Origin of the sequence: Mesorhizobium sp. B2-8-3 (genome assembly GCF_006440815.1) — a bacterium.
Lineage (GTDB): Bacteria > Pseudomonadota > Alphaproteobacteria > Rhizobiales > Rhizobiaceae > Mesorhizobium.
The window spans coordinates 1-14,637 of record NZ_VFTW01000042.1 but is presented as its reverse complement, the minus strand read 5'-3'; the positions used below and the strand labels follow the sequence as shown (position 1 = coordinate 14,637).

Genomic DNA, 14,637 nt, shown 5'->3' with positions numbered 1-14,637 from the left:
TCAGAGAACTAGAATGAGCTCATCGCCCATTTGCGTACGATTTCGTGCTGCTATATCTTATGACCACGAGGTGCGCAGATGAACGCTTCAGGTCCTAAGGAACGCGCTACGTTTTCTATCGACAGCGCGGTCAAGGAGACGCTCGAGAACCAAGTTCCGAAAAACAAGCGATCCCGTTTCGTCGAGGAGGCAATCGCAAAGGCATTGAAAGATGCCGCAAAGGAGCGCGCTTTAAAGATGATCCGGGAATTGAAACCGGGCTCGACAGGCGGCGAAAGCTCGACCGACGTGCTGCGTAGAATTCGCCAGGAGATGGACGGCCGACCAGAGGACATCCTCGAAGGCCGGAAAAAGTGATTATTGTCGACGCGTCGATTTTCATCAAACTCTTTCGGGACGAGGATGGTAGCGAACAGGCGCGAAACCTGTTCGCGAAAAACATCGCAGACGGTCGCGCCATGGCCGCCCCCAGCATCTTACTTTACGAGTCACTATCTGCCGCGCTTCACTATGAGCAATCCTTCGTTATGGTCGCAACGCTGATCGCCGGGCTGCGGGAAGGCGGTTTCCAGCTTCTGGAACCGGACATGGGCGAGCTGGCCAAAACGCAGGAGATCGCGACGCAGCTGAGCCCTGCCGGCGGCTATCCAACGCTCAACGACTGCGTTTACCACGCCATGGCAATCAATCGCGCCGCAACATTGGTGACAGCCGACCAGCGCCATTTTGCCAAAACGAAACATTTAGGCAGCATTGTGCTTCTCGCCGATTGGCGAGCGCCCTAAGATTGCTCTACTCCGCCGCGCCCTTGAAGGCGCTGGCTCCGGTCTCGAACTGGAGCTTCGCGAGCCGCGTGTAGATGCCGCCCTTGGCCACCAGGCTCTGATGCGTGCCTTCCTCGACGATGCGCCCGCCGTCCATGACCAGGATGCGGTCGGCCTTCAGCACCGTCGCCAGCCGGTGCGCGATGACGATGGTGGTGCGACCGCGCATCAGCCGCTCCAGCGCTCTTTGCACCAGCGTCTCGCTTTCGGCGTCGAGCGCCGAGGTTGCTTCGTCGAGCAGAAGGATCGGCGCGTCGCGCAGGATGGCGCGGGCGATCGCGATGCGCTGGCGCTGGCCGCCGGACAGCGTCACGCCGCGCTCGCCGACCTGGCTGTCATAGCCGTTGTCGAGCCTGGCGATGAATTCGTCGGCAAGGGCCGCCTTGGCCGCGGCCTCGATCTCGGCGTCGCTGGCGCCCTGCCTGCCGAAGCCGATATTGTCGCGAACGCTCGCGGCGAAGATGGTGACGTCCTGCGGCACGATCGCGATCCGCTGCCGGACAGCCGCCGGATCGGCCTCGCGCACGTCGACGCCGTCGAGGACGACGCGGCCGCTCTCGGGATCGTAGAAGCGCAGGATCAGCGAGAAGACGGTGCTTTTTCCGGCGCCCGAAGGCCCGACGATCGCCACCGTCTCGCCGGGCTTCACCTGGAAGCTCAGGCCATGCACGGCGGCGCGGTCCGGCCGCGCCGGATAAGAGAAGGAGACGTCGTCGAAGCTGATCGCGCCCTTGGCCGTGGCCGGCAACGGAACGGGGTCGGCAGGCCGCTGGATCGCCGGCGTCTCGGCCAGGATCTCGGTCAGCCGCTCTGCGGCGCCCGCCGCCTGCGACAGCTCGCTCCACACCTCCGACAACGCGCCGAGCGCGCCGGCGGCAAACACCGAGTAGAGCAGGAACTGGCCGAGCGTGCCGGCCGACAGCGTGCCGGCAAGCACGTCGCGCGAGCCGAACCACAGCACCGCGACCACCGAGGAAAAGATCATGAAGATGGCAAAGAAGGTCAGGAACGAGCGCGCGAACACCGAGGCCCGCGCCGCCTCGAAGGCAGCATCGACGGCGCCAGCGAAGCGGCCGGTCACCAGCTTCTCGTTGGTGAAGGCCTGCAGCGTGCGCACCGCGCCGATCTGCTCGCTGGCATAGGCGGTGGCCTCGGCGAGCGTGTCCTGCGCTTGCCGGGACTTGCGGCGCACCGAACGGCCGAAGGCGACGAGCGGCAGCACGATCACCGGAATGGCCGCGATCACCAGGCCGGAGAGTTTCGGGCTGGTGACGACCATCATCGCCACCGCGCCGAGGCCGAGGATGACGTTGCGCAGCGCGACCGAGGCGGTGGCGCCGACCGCCGACTTCACCTGCGTGGTGTCGGCGGCAAGCCGCGACACGATCTCGCCCGAATGCGAACGATCGAAAAACGCCGGCGACAGCGTCGTGACATGGGAGAAAACGTCGCGGCGGATGTCGGCGACGACCCGTTCGCCGAGCGTGATAACGAAATAGTAGCGGCTGGCCGAAGCGGCCGCGAGCAGCGCGGCCATCAGAACCAGTGCCGCGAAATACTCCGCGATGAAGGTGGAGCCCGCGGCCTGGAAACCGTGGTCGATCATGCGCCGCACAGCCATCGGCAAGGCCAGCGTCGTTACTGCCGCCACGATCAGCGAGATGATGGCGCCGATGGCGAGCTTCCGGTAGCGGGTGATATAGGGAAACAGGCTGCGGAGCGGCCGGACCGAGCGTCTGCGCTCGCTTGCGCTGCCACCGATTTCCGCCATGAGCGTTTCCTCTGGCCGCTTGCCGGCACCGCGCTTCAATATGCGCTCGCCGCGGCCTTGTGATTCAATTCCGGCTGATGTATAGGCTCGCCGACCGTTTTAGAAGCCGTGGCTTTTCATTAGCTGCGGCTTCGAGTTTTAAAAAGGGGCGCATCGACGCAGGCCTTTAGGCCCGTCAGCAGCGCCGGCAGCCAGGAAACACGACAATGAAGGCCGATATTCATCCCGACTACCACACCATCAAGGTCGTCATGACCGATGGCACCGAATACCAGACCCGCTCGACCTGGGGCAAGGAAGGCGACACGATGAACCTCGACATCGACCCGACCACGCACCCGGCCTGGACCGGCGGCCAGCAGACCCTGCTCGACCGCGGCGGCCGCCTGTCGAAGTTCAAGAAGCGTTTCGAAGGCTTCGGCCTCTAAGCCGGACACATCGGCAGACTTTGAAAACCCGCCTTCGAGGCGGGTTTTTTGTTGGCCGCATTTCTTCCTTCTCCCCGTTCTACGGGGAGAAGGTGCCCGAAGGGCGGATGAGGGGCAGCGCTAGCCTCGGCGATTGGCCGGCCAAGGTGCGAGAAATTCAGAATTCGATGACAGTGCGCTTTTTCGACGACGCCAATGTCATAGGTCGGCGCCGCCCCTCACCTGCCTGCCGGCATCCTCTCCCCGTATAGTGACGGGGAGAGGGGCGCTCTCGCCGGCGATTTCGCCAATCACCGACGCTGTGGGAAAGCGCCTGGGTTGTACCTATTCGCCCACAAACTCCCTAAGCGCCATGCGCTTGTAGGCCGCGACAAGCCTGTCGCCCTCCTCGCGGTCGACGGAGATCGCCAGCCGCACCGCGGCCTCGCCCATCTGCCAGACGAGGAACGCCGTCGTTTCCAGCTCCACTGGATCGGCATGGGGACGCAGCCGCTTCAGCACCACGACCAAAAATTCGGCATTGGCCCGGCTGTCGGCGAGTTCCAGTTCGCGCAACGCCTTGTCGGCCTGCGTACCCGACCAGATGTCGCGCATCACCGGCTCGGCCAGGAACAACTGGTAGTAGATGTCCACCAGCTCCGAAAACGCCCGTTTCATTCCCTCGGCATCGCGGACATCCTTGAGCGCCGTCGCAATGCAGGCCTGGCTTTCGGCGGTGTAGCGCTCGGCAAGCGCCCAGACGATCGCCCGCTTGTCCGGGAAGAACTGGTAGAGCGAGCCGATCGACACCCCAGCCCTTTCCGCCACCTCGCCCATGCGCATGGCATCGCTGCCTTGCTCGGCAATCAGCGCCGAGGCGGCCGCAAGCATGCGCTCGACCCGCTCGCGGCTGCGCTGCTGCGTAGGCGACCGGCGCGGTGAAGCAATAGCCGCCTGGTCCGGCTTGGCGGTAACTTTTTCATCCATGGCTCTGTCCGGGCGATTTCTCGAAAACTGGCTTGACTCACAAAATACGAGGGTTTATCACGTTTTGCAAATGTGAGGATTACTCGCATTTTGGAATCGAGCAAAACCCGGCATCTGGAGCAACTGAGATGATGAACCTTCTTCCCACCCTCACCTTCATCGCCGCGATCGGCTCGGGCGTCGTCGGCGGCGTCTTCTTTGCCTTCTCGAATTTCGTCATGGCGGCCCTTGCCCGACTGCCCGTCCCGAGCGGCATCGCCGCGATGAATTCGATCAACATCACGGTGATCACCCCGACCTTCATGACGGCGCTGTTCGGCACCGGCCTCATCTGCCTGATGCTGATTGCCGGCGTTTTCTTCGGCTGGAGCCAGTCGGGCTCGTACTGGCTGCTTGCCGGCGCGGTGCTCTATTTCGTGGGCAATCCGATCGTGACCATGATCTTCAACGTGCCGCTCAACGACGCACTCGCCGCCGTCGATCCTGCGAGCGCCAACGGCGCCGCCGTGTGGGCGAACCATCTGAATGAGTGGGTGATGTGGAATCACGTCCGCACCATCACCGCCATCGCGGCAATGGCCTGCTTCATCATGGCATTGACCTGAAGACGGCAACTCGCGAATGCAAAAGGCTGCGGCTCAGGCGGAGTCTTTTTTATGATCCTTGCGATCGGCGTGGCCGAGGTCACGCTCTGGGTCGATGACGTCGCGGACCAGTTGCTTGAGCTTTGCAGCATCCGGAAAACCGCCGTCGCGCTTGCGCTCCCAGATGAGCACGTCGTTGCAGGAAATGGTGAAAATGCCGCCGGTGCCCGGTACCAGCGTCACCTCGCCGAGATCGGTGCGGAAGGTCGAGAGCAGCTCCTGCGCCATCCAGCCGGCGCGCAGCAGCCAGTGGCATTGCGTGCAGTAGGTGATGCGGATGGTGGGAAGCGGCTTTTCGCTCATGGCGACTTGGCTCAGGCCGCGCTGAGCTTGGCCATGGTTTCGTCGTCGACCTCGAAATTGGCGTAGACGCTCTGCACGTCGTCGTCGTCCTCGAGGGTGGCGACCAGCTTCATCAGCGACTGCGCCCGCTCTTCGTCGACCGGAACGTTGTTCTGCGGCTGCCAGATCGGCTTGACCGATTCCGCTTCGCCGAGCGAGGCTTCCAGCGTCTTGGACACGTCGCCGAGGTTTTCGAAGGCGCAATAGATGGTGTGGCCTTCCTCATCGGACTCGACGTCATCCGCGCCGGCTTCGATCGCCGCTTCCATGACCTTGTCGGCGCTGCCGGCCGAGGCCGGATAGTAGATCTCGCCGACGCGGTTCCACATGAACGACACCGAGCCGGTTTCGCCGAGCGCTCCGCCAGCCTTGGTGAAGGCGGCGCGCACATTGGAGGCCGAGCGGTTGCGGTTGTCGGTCAGCGCCTCGACGATCAGCGCGACGCCGCCGGGACCGTAGCCTTCATAACGCACCGCCTCGTAGTTTTCGGCATCGCCCATCGACGCCTTGTTGATGGCGCGCTGGATGTTGTCCTTCGGCATCGACACCGCCTTGGCGTTCTGCACGGCGAGGCGAAGCCGCGGGTTCATCGATACATCGGGCGTCCCGCTCTTGGCTGCGACGGTGATTTCACGCGCCAGCTTGGAAAACATTTTCGACCGCACCGCGTCCTGGCGGCCCTTGCGGTGCATGATGTTCTTGAACTGCGAATGGCCAGCCATGGCACCCCTGTCGTGTTCGGCTAGAGCATCTCGAAGCGGGGTGTCATCACCTCGTCTTCGGCAAAATGCTCGAATTCAATCTTTCAGAACGTCCCGGACATGCCTGCGAAGGCACGCGGCGCTCTTTGTCGGAATGGCCGGCTTATAGATAAATCGGCTCAATTCGTCCAGCCACGCCGTCACTCCAACGTTGAACCGGCCCGCTCACCCCTCCAGATCGGACTTCAACCGGTCGAGAATGCTGATGGCGTGACCGGCATACTGGCTGATCCAGCGGTCGTGGATCTGCTTGATCGGCAGCGCATTGAGATGGTTCCAGCGCTCGCGCCCCTCACGCTTGGCAACGATCAGGTCGGCCTCCTCCAGGACTTTCAGGTGCATCATCACTGTGCAGCGGTCCATGTCCGGAAAAGCCCCGCATAGCGCGCCGGTCGTCTGCGGCTGGTCCTTCAGCCGATCCAGCAATTCGCGCCGGCGCGAATGCGCCAAGGCCTTGAAAACATGATCGTCCACGGTTTCGCTTGACATGTTATGTTTCTATAACATATCGTTTTGGCAAGCAAGGAAGGAGCTGTGGATATGTCGCTTGGATTCAGGATTTCCGGACGCATCGGCAAACCCGTCGCCGAGGTCTTCGACGCCGTCGTCAACCCGACGAAGCTCAGCGGTTATTTCACCACCATTGGCGGCGCTTCCGCTCCGCTTGTCGCCGGCACCACCGTCACCTGGTGGAAGATGGTGCCGGTGGAGGTCGACGAAGTGACGAAGGACAAGCGCATCGTGCTGCGCTGGGACGCCACCGATACCGACGGCAACCCCGCCTACAAGACCCGCATCGAGATGAATTTCGAGCCGCTGGAGGACGGCGGCACCTTCGTCACCATCGCCGAGCAAGGCTGGCGCGAAGGCGAGGTCGGCCTGAAGAAGTCCTACCTCAACTGCGAGGGCTGGTCGCAGATGCTCGCCTGCATGAAGGCCTATCTCGAATACGGCATCAATCTGCGCGACGGCTACTACCGCAGCGAGATGAAGGGCGAGCCGGCCAACGAGACCAACATCTGAGCCTGCGTCAAGTCCCGATATCCCGCAGGAGGAGGTCGCCCCGATGACGAAAGCAACACCATTCCTGATGTTCGAGGGAAACGGCGAGGAGGCCATGACCCTCTATTGCGGGACCATTCCCGATAGCCGTGTCCTCGACATCGCGCGCTACGGTTCGGGCGAGGACGGGACGGAAGGAACGCTCAAGCTGGCGCGCGCTTTGGTCGGCGGCGTCGAGATCAGGATCTACAACAGCCCCGTCCATCACGCCTTCACTTTCACGCCGTCCTTCTCCTTCTTTGTCGACTGTTCTTCCGGGCAGGAACTGGAGCGGATCGTCGGCGTTCTTTCCAAGGATGGTGGATTTCTGATGCCACCAAGCAACTACGGCTTCAGCCAGCGTTTCGCCTGGCTCAACGACCGGTTCGGCGTCTCCTGGCAGATCAACTTGCCCTGACATCGAGGAGGATACTGTAGAATTGAAGCGCGCCCCCACCGCCGAAACCGCCATGCTGATCCGGCGGCCGGTCGCCGACGTCTTCGAGGCGATCGTCGATCCGGCGATCACCACGAAATTCTGGTTCACGCATTCGAGCGGACGACTGGACGAAGGCAAGACGGTCGAGTGGGAGTGGCGCATGTACGGGGTCTCGACCAGGGTCGAGGTCAGCGAGATCGTCCCCAACGGGAAGATCGTCATGCAATGGAGCGATCCGCCGACCACCGTCGTCTGGACCTTCACCAAAATGCCCGACGAGGCGACCTTCCTCGAGGTCCGCAATTTCGGCTTCGCCGGCTCCGCCGACGAGCAGGTCAAGCAGGCAATCGACTCGACCGGCGGCTTCTCTCTTGTGCTCGCCGGCGCCAAGGCATGGCTGGAACAGGGCCTGACGCTCGGCCTGATCGGCGACCGTCACCCGAAGGGCATTTCGGCCTAATGCCCCTCGCCCGACCCCTGCTTCTTGCGATGCCGTGCCAGCATGTTGAGGCCCTCGACCAGGGCTGAAAAACCCATGGCGGCGTAGATGTAGCCCTTGGGCACATGGTAGCCCATGCCGTCGGCGATCAGCGTCATGCCGATCATCAACAGGAAGCCCAGCGCCAGCATGACGATAGAGGGGTTCATGGCGATGAAATTGGCGAGCGGCGTCGCCGCCAGCATCATCACACTCACCGCCACGATCACCGCGATATACATGATGGCGATCTCGTCGGTCATGCCGACGGCGGTGATGATGGAATCGATCGAGAAGACGAGGTCGAGCAGCAGGATCTGGAAGATCGCTCCGGCAAGGCTCATCTGCAGCGTGCCCACCATCGTATCCTGGTGGTCCTGCGGGTCGACCGTGTGATGGATCTCCTTGGTCGCCTTCCAGACCAGGAACAGGCCGCCGGCGATCAGGATCAGGTCGCGCCAGGAAAAGCCGTGGCCGAAGGCTGTGAACACCGGCGCCGTCAGCTGCACGATGATCGAGATGGTGGCGAGCAGGACGAGGCGCATGATCAGGGCCGCCGAGATGCCCAGCCGGCGCGCGCGGGCGCGCTGCGCTTCCGGAAGCTTGTTGGTCAGGATCGAGATGAAGATCAAATTGTCGATGCCGAGCACGACCTCGAGCACCACCAGGGTCAAAAGCGCGACCCATGCGGTCGGATCGGAAACAAAGTGAAAATGCGGCGCCAGAAATTCGACAAGCTGCATGGAGGTCGTCCCCTCTACGATCTAGAGCAGTGTTGCCGGCAATTAGGTACTCTGCGCACCTATATCAATGTCACGGCCAGAAGGACGGCGCCGTTTCTTCCAGCCGCGGCCCGCGACGAAACGGCGCGATTTTTTCGGCAAGCCCGGTGCGGTCGGAAATATCGACGCCGACGCCGCAGAGCGTCGCAGGCCCGGATGCCGCCTCGAACCGGCCTTTCGGCACTTTCGACAGGAACCGGTTGAGCGGCTCTTCCTTGTCCATGCCAAGCGAGGAGTCATAGTCGCCGCACATGCCGGCGTCCGAAATATAGGCGGTGCCGCCATTGAGGATCTGATGGTCGGCAGTCGGCTGATGCGTATGCGTGCCGACCACGAGGCTGGCGCGGCCGTCGACGAAATGCGCGAAGCACATTTTCTCCGAGGTCGCCTCCGCGTGGAAATCGACGATGACCGCATCGGCCTGCTCGCCGAGCGGACAGGCGGCCAGCTCACGCTCACCGGCCTGGAACGGGTCGTCGAGTTCCGGGTGCATGAAGACGCGGCCCATGATGTTGGCGACCAGCACGCGGGCGCCATTGCGGGCGATGTAGACGCCCGAGCCGCGCCCCGGCGTGCCCTTGGGAAAATTCGAAGGCCGCAGGAAGCGCTCCTCGCGCGGCGCGAAGATCAGCGCGTCGCGCTGGTCCCAGACATGGTTGCCGGTGGTGACGACATCCGCGCCCGCCGCGAGCGTTTCGCGAAAGATTTCTTCGGTAATGCCGAAGCCGCCGGCGGCGTTCTCGCCATTGACGATGACGAAATCGAGCTTGAAGTCGGAAATCAGCCCTGGCAGCTGTTCCCAAACCGCCGTGCGTCCCGTCTTGCCAACCATGTCGCCGAGGAAGAGGAGTCTCATAGCCACTTCTATCCAGAGCTGTGGACGCTAGGCAAGCGGCACCGAGGTCCTAACGCCGCCCAAAGGTGGCGCGTTGCTGTTCGGCCAGCGTTGCGCTCGCGCCCGAGACGCGGGTAGCCGAGGGGATCGGCAAGGCCGGCGGTGCGTTCCGTCCTCGCAACCAGAAGAACCAGAGATAGAAAGCGGCGAACCCGCCGGTGACGGCAAACAGCAGCAGCCCGCCGCGCCATCCCTTCATCGCGGCCGTATCAAGGTTCGCTGGACCGGCGGGATCGTAGTAGAATTCCATCTGGTCGCCCTTGGCTGCCTTGTAGAGGCCGATGTCCTTGCCCTTGCCGGACCATGTCATCGGCGCATCGTTGGCGACGTAAGCCAAGGCGACATTGATGCCGTCCGTTTTGAGGCCGTTCGCCTGCATTTCGCTGTAAGGACTGACATCCGTTACGGTGGCGACCGTCCGCTGCCAGGCGGACTGGTGGTGCAGGGCAGTTCCTATGATGTGCAATGCCATCAAAAATAGTATCGCCGAGATCAACGCGAACGGCATCAGCAAATAGCGCGCAAGAATAAACACCACGACCCCGTCGAGCTGGACTATTTTTCAGGAATATAGCCGACGTTTGTTGGAAACGCGTTAAGCAGGTCGCGACAGTTCAATGCATGTCGCCCAAAAAAGCGCAGCGCTTTTGGGGCGACCGACAAAATCTAAAGCGCGCCTGAATTCGTTTCAGCGCGACGCGCTTTAAGCGATATCGAAGCGGCGCAACCCGCTCTCGGTCAGTATTTCCTGAATGATGACGTCGTGGTCTTCGTTCGGCACCAGCGGCACTTCCTGGCAGTCGAAGGCGATGCCGATCAGCCTGGGCACGATGCCCTTGTCGGCCAGCCTGGCGATGGCACGGTCGTAATAGCCGGCGCCATAGCCTATGCGGTGACCGCGGGCGTCAAAGGCGGCGAGCGGCACCAGCATGAGCGTGGGGTCGAGCACTTCCGCCTCTTCATGCGGCCCGACGGTGCCGAACCCCATCTCGACCATCGGCGCGCCGCGCACCAGTTCGCGGAAGACGATCGTGGTCTTGTCGAGAATTGCCGGCAGGCAGAGCCTGGCGCCCTTTTCGCGCATCGCGAACATCAGCGGCCGCACATCGACCTCCGAGCGCATCGGCCAGAAGCCGGAGACGACCCGGCCGGGCTCGAAGTCGATTTTTTCCTTCGCGGTCTCGGCCATTTCAAGCGCGATTTCCACCCGCCAGAATTCGTCGAGCGCATCGCGGCGCGCCAGCGCTTCCTTGCGAAGCTGTTTTTTCAGGTCTCTGGAAGGTGACATGCGCCGAGGCTAGAAAAGGTCAGATTTGAATGGAGTTTCAGGAGCGACGTTTCTAGCGCAATTCCAGGAAAAGTGCGCAGCGGTTTTTCCGTCCGGAATTGCGCAAAACAGAGAGAAGACGCATGTCTCCCGAAAACGGGAGAGTGACGATCCACACAACCGGTGGAGAGGTCGATCCCGGGTGCCTACAAAGTAGGTGGGCGCCGTGTGAGAAAACCCACGGGTCTTCCCAGGGACAGCTCCCTAAGGATCGATAAGGCCCCGGGGATAAGTTTCTCCTGCCGGGAAGCGCAGACCGCCGGAGACAAATATAGGCCGATGGTTAGCCGAGCGCCAGTGAAACGGGCAACCATTCGCGCGTAATTCGTCTTGCAGACCATCCTGATAGGGAGCTCTTCCGCAACCGCCCTTGCGCGGCCCATCCAGCCTCCTTACGGTCCCCGCCGCACGGACAGGAGAAAGATGCGTTTCGAAGGCACCACGGCCTATGTCGCCGACAAGGATCTGATGGTCGCGGTCAACGCCGCGATCGCGCTGGAACGGCCCTTGCTGGTCAAGGGCGAGCCCGGCACCGGCAAGACCGAGCTCGCCCGCCAGGTGGCATCGGCGCTAGGGCTCGAGTTCATCGAATGGAACGTCAAGTCCACCACCAAGGCGCAGCAGGGCCTCTACGAATATGACGCCGTCTCGCGGCTGCGCGACAGCCAGCTCGGCGACGAGCGCTTCAACGACATCGCCAACTACATCAAGCGCGGCAAGTTGTGGGACGCCTTCGCGGCGCAAAGGAAAGTCGTGCTTTTGATCGACGAGATCGACAAGGCCGACATCGAATTCCCCAACGACCTCCTGCAGGAACTCGACCGGATGGAGTTCTTCGTCTACGAGACAGGCGAGACGATCCGCGCCGAGTTCAGGCCGATCGTCATCATCACCTCGAACAATGAGAAGGAACTGCCGGACGCCTTCCTGCGCCGCTGCTTCTTCCACTACATCCGCTTCCCCGACATCGACACGCTGCACCGCATCGTCGAGGTGCATTACCCCGGCATCAAGCAGAATCTGGTGCGGGCAGCCCTCACGCAGTTCTACGAGATCCGCGAGGTGCCGGGCCTGAAGAAGAAGCCGTCTACCTCCGAGGCGCTCGACTGGATCCGTCTGCTGGTCGCCGACGACATCGCGCCCGAGGATCTGCGCGCCGATCCGAAGAACATGCTGCCGAAGCTGCACGGCGCGCTGTTGAAGAACGAGCAGGACGTGCACCTGTTCGAGCGCCTGGCCTTTATGGCCAGACGGCAGCAGTAAGCCCGCAGCAATAGCGCTTTCCCGTCCGTGGACCGTTGCCGCCGAGCGGCCGCTGCCGCAGCTTCGGGTCAAAATGTTGGAGGAAAAATGTCCGAGATCATCATCCGCCCGCTCGCGCAGTCCGACCACGCCGACTGGCGCCGGCTTTGGACCGACTATCTGACTTTCTACGAGACGAAGCTGCCGGCAGAGGTCTACGCGATCACCTGGAAGCGCCTGTTCACGGATGGCGAGTTCGAGCCGAAGGGTTTCATTGCCACGCTCGACGGCAAGGCCGTCGGCCTCACCCATTATCTCTATCACCGCTCAGGCTGGTCCGAGAAAAACAACTGCTACCTGCAGGACCTGTTCGCCGACCCTGAGGTGCGCGGCAAGGGCGTGGGCGCCGCGCTCATCAAAGCGGTGCAAGACGAGGCCGGCAAGATTGGGGTGAAAAACGTCTACTGGATGACGCACGAGACCAACGCCACGGCGCGCCGGCTCTACGATCATGTGGCGCGACGAACGGGCTTCATCGAGTACGATCTGCTATAAGGCAATTTGAAAACCCGGAACGAGCTGAATGACCTGCTATGTAGGAATTTTGGACGGTGCCGATGACGTCTGGGGGGTTCGGATACCCGATCTTCCGGGTTGCCATGGCGGTGGCGCGAGCCCTGACGAAGCGGTTGCTGACGCAGCGCTCGCGACCCGGGAATGGACTGAGATTCGTATTGCGAAGCGCCTGCCCGTCCCCAGCCCACGTACATTGGCTGATCTGCTGAGATCAGGCGAAATCGACTACATCTCAGGTGAGTCCGCCGTGGTCATTGGTTAGAGATAGCCGATGTTCATCCCCTTCTTCCTCGAACTGAAGGCCGCGCGGGTTCCCGTTTCGCTCAGGGAATATCTGTCGCTGCTGGAAGGGCTGGAAGCCGGGCTCGTCGATTATGACGTCGAAGCTTTCTACTACCTCGCGCGCGCGGCCCTGGTGAAGGACGAGCGCCACATCGACCGTTTCGACCAGGTGTTTGCGCATGTCTTCAAGGGTGTCGAGGCGCTCGGCGGCCCCGATGCCGTCGATGTCGTCAACATCCCCGAGGAATGGCTGCGCCGTTTGGCGGAAAAGCACCTGACCGAGGAGGAAAAGAAGCTGGTCGAAGCGCTGGGCGGTTTCGACAAGCTGATGGAGACCTTGAAGCAGCGCCTCCAGGAGCAAAAGGGGCGCCACCAGGGCGGTTCGAAATGGATCGGCACCGGCGGCACCTCGCCCTTCGGCGCCTATGGCTACAACCCCGAAGGGGTTCGCATCGGCCAGGATGAAAGCCGGCATCGCCGCGCGGTGAAGGTCTGGGACAAGCGCGAATTCCGGAACTTCGACGACACCGTCGAACTCGGCACCCGCAACATCAAGGTGGCACTGAAGCGGCTGCGCCGTTGGGTGCGCGAGGGCGCCGACGAGGAGTTCGACCTTCCCGGCACCATCCACGCCACCGCCGAGCACGGCTATCTCGACGTTAAAACCCGGCCCGAGCGACGCAACGCGGTGAAGCTTTTGATGTTCTTCGATGTCGGCGGCTCGATGGACGACCACATCCGCGGCGTCGAGGAACTGTTCTCGGCCGCGCGCGCCGAGTTCCGCCAGCTCGAATATTTCTACTTCCACAACTGCCTCTACGAGCGCGTCTGGAAGGACAATCGGCGGCGGCTGGCCGAGACGATCCCGACCTTCGACCTCATCCACAAATACGGGCCCGACTACAAGGTGATCGTCGTCGGCGACGCCTCGATGAGCCCCTACGAGATCGCGCATCCCGGCGGCTCGGTCGAGCATTGGAATCCGGAGGCCGGCAGCGTGTGGCTGACCCGTCTGTTGCGGCAATGGCCGAACGCGATCTGGCTAAACCCGGAAGCCGAGAAGAACTGGCGCTACACGCATTCGATCCAGTTGATCGGCGACATCTTCGGCGGCCGCATGTTCCCACTGACATTGGCCGGGCTTGAGGCAGCGACAAGACAGTTGTCGCGCAAGCACTAGCTCGCTTTCACTGGCGGCGTTTGTAACAAATGCCTATGTTCCGACGAATACCCGTTGCAAGCAACAACGAGCCGCCAAGGCCGAGGAGATTCCATGGATACCCACGCCTATCCCGTCACCCGCACCGATGCCGAATGGCGCGCCCGGCTGACGCCGGAGCAATATGCCGTGATGCGCAACCACGGCACCGAGCGCCCCGGCAGCTGCGCCCTGCTCTACGAGAAGCGCGCCGGCACCTTCTACTGCGTCGGCTGCGACCAGCCGCTGTTCGAATCCAAGCTGAAGTTCGAGAGCGGCACCGGCTGGCCGAGCTTCAACGATCCGGTCCCGGGCTCGATCGACACCACCGTCGACCGTAGCTACGGCATGGTCCGCACCGAATGCCATTGCGCGCGCTGCGGCAGCCATCTCGGCCATGTCTTCGAGGATGGCCCGCCGCCGACCGGCCTGCGCTATTGCATCAATGGCGTGGCGCTGCGCTTCGAGCCGGCAGCCTGAAGCCTCGGGAATGACTTCGCAAAGGGCGGTCTCGGCCGCCCTTTTTCATGCTCTAATGTATGTCGCGCAAAAGTGACCTCGGTTTGGAGTGCGCCCCTGGGGGTGGACAGGTCGGCTTGATGAATTGACCAGGCTTGCCGGGTTTCCGAAAGTGGAGCCGA

Annotated in this window: 20 protein-coding genes and 1 other RNA gene; 11 read left to right on the top strand and 10 right to left on the bottom strand. The window is 62.4% G+C overall.

Features of this window, described 5'->3' with window-relative positions:
- Positions 1-78: 78 nt before the first annotated feature.
- Both FJ418_RS30985 and FJ418_RS30980 read left to right on the top strand, forming a co-directional pair.
- Entirely contained in the window at positions 79-357 is a 279-nt protein-coding gene (locus tag FJ418_RS30985) for a hypothetical protein (protein ID WP_140646566.1), read from the top strand.
- Positions 354-785, top strand: a complete 432-nt coding sequence (locus FJ418_RS30980) for a type II toxin-antitoxin system VapC family toxin (RefSeq protein WP_140654870.1) — start codon at positions 354-356, stop codon at positions 783-785. Before FJ418_RS30985 ends, FJ418_RS30980 begins: the two co-directional genes overlap by 4 nt.
- A gap of 7 nt (positions 786-792) precedes the next feature.
- Here the strand turns inward: FJ418_RS30980 and FJ418_RS30975 are convergent, their stop codons facing one another.
- On the bottom strand, positions 793-2,595 hold the full coding sequence (locus FJ418_RS30975; protein WP_140872058.1) for an ABC transporter transmembrane domain-containing protein: 1,803 nt from the start codon (positions 2,593-2,595) through the stop codon (positions 793-795).
- Positions 2,596-2,801: 206 nt separating this feature from the next.
- Between FJ418_RS30975 and rpmE the strand changes: the two genes are divergently transcribed.
- The gene (rpmE, locus tag FJ418_RS30970) at positions 2,802-3,023 is read left to right on the top strand and encodes a 50S ribosomal protein L31 (protein WP_027166741.1); all 222 of its coding nucleotides are present in this window, start codon (positions 2,802-2,804) and stop codon (positions 3,021-3,023) included.
- A 324-nt stretch (positions 3,024-3,347) separates the two neighbouring features.
- Here the strand turns inward: rpmE and FJ418_RS30965 are convergent, their stop codons facing one another.
- Positions 3,348-3,989 carry a TetR/AcrR family transcriptional regulator gene (locus tag FJ418_RS30965; RefSeq protein ID WP_140872056.1) on the bottom strand — a complete coding sequence of 214 codons (642 nt, stop codon included), beginning with the start codon at positions 3,987-3,989 and terminating at the stop codon, positions 3,348-3,350.
- Between the two features lie 128 nt (positions 3,990-4,117).
- On the opposite strand from FJ418_RS30965, the gene FJ418_RS30960 reads away from it, so the two are divergent.
- Positions 4,118-4,594 (top strand): DUF1772 domain-containing protein, encoded by a 477-nt coding sequence (locus FJ418_RS30960; RefSeq protein ID WP_140872054.1) that lies wholly within the window; start codon positions 4,118-4,120, stop codon positions 4,592-4,594.
- A 33-nt stretch (positions 4,595-4,627) separates the two neighbouring features.
- On the opposite strand, the gene FJ418_RS30955 is transcribed toward FJ418_RS30960, so the two are convergent.
- From FJ418_RS30955 to FJ418_RS30945, 3 genes are all read right to left on the bottom strand, one after another.
- Complete coding sequence (locus tag FJ418_RS30955; RefSeq protein WP_140872052.1) at positions 4,628-4,936, bottom strand: SelT/SelW/SelH family protein; 309 nt, start codon at positions 4,934-4,936, stop codon at positions 4,628-4,630.
- 11 nt (positions 4,937-4,947) lie between these two features.
- Positions 4,948-5,697, bottom strand: coding sequence for a YebC/PmpR family DNA-binding transcriptional regulator (locus FJ418_RS30950; protein WP_140872050.1), 750 nt, complete (start codon positions 5,695-5,697; stop codon positions 4,948-4,950).
- 204 nt (positions 5,698-5,901) lie between these two features.
- Positions 5,902-6,225 carry a helix-turn-helix domain-containing protein gene (locus FJ418_RS30945; protein WP_140646560.1) on the bottom strand — a complete coding sequence of 108 codons (324 nt, stop codon included), beginning with the start codon at positions 6,223-6,225 and terminating at the stop codon, positions 5,902-5,904.
- Between the two features lie 51 nt (positions 6,226-6,276).
- On the opposite strand from FJ418_RS30945, the gene FJ418_RS30940 reads away from it, so the two are divergent.
- Genes FJ418_RS30940 through FJ418_RS30930 form a run of 3 tightly spaced genes read left to right on the top strand, consistent with a single transcriptional unit; the run spans position 6,277 to position 7,676 of the window.
- Positions 6,277-6,759, top strand: a complete 483-nt coding sequence (locus FJ418_RS30940) for an SRPBCC domain-containing protein (RefSeq protein WP_140872048.1) — start codon at positions 6,277-6,279, stop codon at positions 6,757-6,759.
- Between the two features lie 43 nt (positions 6,760-6,802).
- Complete coding sequence (locus FJ418_RS30935) at positions 6,803-7,195, top strand: VOC family protein (RefSeq protein ID WP_140872046.1); 393 nt, start codon at positions 6,803-6,805, stop codon at positions 7,193-7,195.
- Positions 7,196-7,247: 52 nt separating this feature from the next.
- Positions 7,248-7,676, top strand: coding sequence for an SRPBCC family protein (locus tag FJ418_RS30930; protein WP_140872074.1), 429 nt, complete (start codon positions 7,248-7,250; stop codon positions 7,674-7,676).
- Here FJ418_RS30930 and FJ418_RS30925 read toward each other — a convergent pair.
- The 5 genes from FJ418_RS30925 to ssrS form a co-directional block, all read right to left on the bottom strand.
- A complete protein-coding gene (locus FJ418_RS30925) occupies positions 7,673-8,437 on the bottom strand; it encodes a TerC family protein (protein ID WP_140872044.1) in 765 nt (254 codons plus the stop codon). The genes FJ418_RS30930 and FJ418_RS30925 overlap by 4 nt on opposite strands.
- Positions 8,438-8,507: 70 nt before the next feature.
- Entirely contained in the window at positions 8,508-9,332 is an 825-nt protein-coding gene (locus FJ418_RS30920; protein ID WP_140646555.1) for a YmdB family metallophosphoesterase, read from the bottom strand.
- A 49-nt stretch (positions 9,333-9,381) separates the two neighbouring features.
- Positions 9,382-9,879 (bottom strand): DUF3592 domain-containing protein, encoded by a 498-nt coding sequence (locus tag FJ418_RS30915; protein WP_246683293.1) that lies wholly within the window; start codon positions 9,877-9,879, stop codon positions 9,382-9,384.
- A 195-nt stretch (positions 9,880-10,074) separates the two neighbouring features.
- Complete coding sequence (locus FJ418_RS30910) at positions 10,075-10,659, bottom strand: 5-formyltetrahydrofolate cyclo-ligase (protein WP_140782962.1); 585 nt, start codon at positions 10,657-10,659, stop codon at positions 10,075-10,077.
- A gap of 144 nt (positions 10,660-10,803) precedes the next feature.
- A non-coding RNA gene (gene ssrS / locus FJ418_RS30905) (6S RNA) lies at positions 10,804-10,959 on the bottom strand.
- 162 nt (positions 10,960-11,121) lie between these two features.
- Here ssrS and FJ418_RS30900 point away from each other — a divergent pair.
- The 4 genes from FJ418_RS30900 to msrB all read left to right on the top strand — a co-directional run bounded on the left by FJ418_RS30900 (position 11,122) and on the right by msrB (position 14,476).
- Positions 11,122-11,961 (top strand): MoxR family ATPase, encoded by an 840-nt coding sequence (locus FJ418_RS30900; protein ID WP_140872040.1) that lies wholly within the window; start codon positions 11,122-11,124, stop codon positions 11,959-11,961.
- An 87-nt stretch (positions 11,962-12,048) separates the two neighbouring features.
- Entirely contained in the window at positions 12,049-12,495 is a 447-nt protein-coding gene (locus FJ418_RS30895) for a GNAT family N-acetyltransferase (protein WP_140654831.1), read from the top strand.
- Positions 12,496-12,787: 292 nt separating this feature from the next.
- A complete protein-coding gene (locus FJ418_RS30885) occupies positions 12,788-13,978 on the top strand; it encodes a VWA domain-containing protein (protein ID WP_140872038.1) in 1,191 nt (396 codons plus the stop codon).
- A gap of 93 nt (positions 13,979-14,071) precedes the next feature.
- On the top strand, positions 14,072-14,476 hold the full coding sequence (gene msrB / locus FJ418_RS30880) for a peptide-methionine (R)-S-oxide reductase MsrB (RefSeq protein WP_140646549.1): 405 nt from the start codon (positions 14,072-14,074) through the stop codon (positions 14,474-14,476).
- Positions 14,477-14,637: the final 161 nt, after the last annotated feature.